Source organism: Streptomyces sp. 7R007 (assembly GCF_054850255.1).
Genome location: NZ_JBTWMV010000136.1, coordinates 1 through 1,568, shown reverse-complemented (window position 1 = coordinate 1,568; position 1,568 = coordinate 1). Strand labels below are relative to the sequence as shown.

Annotated in this window: 2 protein-coding genes and 1 pseudogene; all 3 read right to left on the bottom strand. The window is 67.1% G+C overall.

Going from position 1 to position 1,568, the window contains the following annotated elements:
- Positions 1-14: 14 nt before the first annotated feature.
- Entirely contained in the window at positions 15-638 is a 624-nt protein-coding gene (locus ACYF6T_RS44440; RefSeq protein WP_461703687.1) for an IS630 family transposase, read from the bottom strand.
- Positions 635-1,117 carry an IS630 family transposase gene (locus tag ACYF6T_RS44435; RefSeq protein WP_461703688.1) on the bottom strand — a complete coding sequence of 161 codons (483 nt, stop codon included), beginning with the start codon at positions 1,115-1,117 and terminating at the stop codon, positions 635-637. The genes ACYF6T_RS44440 and ACYF6T_RS44435 overlap by 4 nt, the downstream gene beginning before the upstream one ends.
- A 117-nt stretch (positions 1,118-1,234) precedes the next feature.
- Positions 1,235-1,568, bottom strand: a pseudogene (locus tag ACYF6T_RS44430) (DUF3463 domain-containing protein); the annotation flags it as partial.

Below are 1,568 nucleotides of genomic sequence, written 5' to 3'. Positions count from 1 at the left end.
TGCACCCTGATCTGCTACCGCAGACTCACCAAATGAGATGACGTCTTACTGAGTTTTTCGTTAGTTCTGTGGGGGCTGGGGGTGGATGGTGAGGCCGGTGTGTGTGAGGGGAAGGACCACGGGAGTTGCTCGCTGGAGCAGACGCGTTGGATGCCGCGTTCGGCTGCGTCAGCGACATCGGCGAGGTGGTCGCCGGCGAGGTTGGCCAGCTCGCAGGTCTTGATGGCCGACCACAGCAGTTCGACCGGGTTGAGTTCGGGTGCGTAGGCCGGCAGCCGCTCGAGCGTCAGCCAGTCCTGCTCGGCCGCCCAGGCCCGCATGTCCCGACTCCAGTGGGCGGAGAGTCCATCCCATACCAACACCACCGACTCCCCGGCGTAGAAGGCCTTGACCTGCTCCAGCACGTCGATCAGGGACGTGGTGTCGTAGGTGCCCGGCTTGAGGTGGAAGCACAGCCGCGGGCCGCGCTCGCCGTCGGCGGCGTGGTAGCCCAGTGCGGCGGCCATCCCGGCTCGTTTCCAGTTCAGCCGGTGCCGCAGAAGCGGAGTACGGCCGCGCGGCGCATAGGTGCGACGCACCTGAGGCAGCAGCGATATACCCGATTCGTCGAAGAACACGATCCAGGCACGTTTCTTCACCGCCCCTTTTTGATGCGGGGCCATTCCTGAGCCACCCATCGGGCGATCTCGGACTCGTCCCGCTCGACCGCCTGGCGCCTGGGCCGCTGCAGACTCCACCCCAGCCGCCCGGTCAGCAGCCGCCACACCGAAGCCCGGGCCAACCTCACCCCGGTCACCCGCTCCACCACCACGCCGGCCCGATCCAACGTCCACAGGTCCGCCTCGAACCCGTGCGCCTGAGCGCCTTGCTCCAACGCGGCCCGAACGGCTGCGACTTGGGCATCATCCAGCTTGGGCGGCCGCCCGGGGGCCGGACGCCGCCGCAGTGCCTGAGCACCGCCTTGCTCCCATAACCGTTTCCACCGGCGCACGCTCTCGGCATGCATCCCCACCATCCGTGCCACCTCGGATGTGGAACGTCCCTGCTCGAACAGCTCCACCGCCCGCATGCGACGGGCTTCGGCCAACTGGGGCCGTGTCAGGGGCGGAACGGACACACCGGAAACCACGGCCTGCGACTCGGAAGACACACCAACAGCCTCACACCGCTATAGCTCCTGCGCCCACAGAACTAACGAAAAACTCAGTAGGCACGTGAGATGTCTTTCAGGTGCTCGCGGTTGGCCGGTGGTCTCGCGCATCGCGCGCAGGGACTCCTTCAGGGACCCCATGGTGGCGAGGACGGCGGTGGGCTCGTAGCCGCAGTGCGCCATGCAGTTGGCGCAGCGCGGGTCCTTGCCGCGGCCGTACTTGTCCCAGTCGGTCTCCTCGATGAGTTCGCGGTACGTCGGCACGTACCCGTCGCTCATCAGGTAGCAGGGGCGCTGCCAGCCGAAGAGCGAGTAGTTGGGAATCGCCCAGGCGGTGCAGGGGAAGTCGACCTTGCCCTCGAGGAAGTCCAGGAAGAGCGGGGAGTGGTTGAGCCGCCACCTGCGGCGGTTGCCGCCT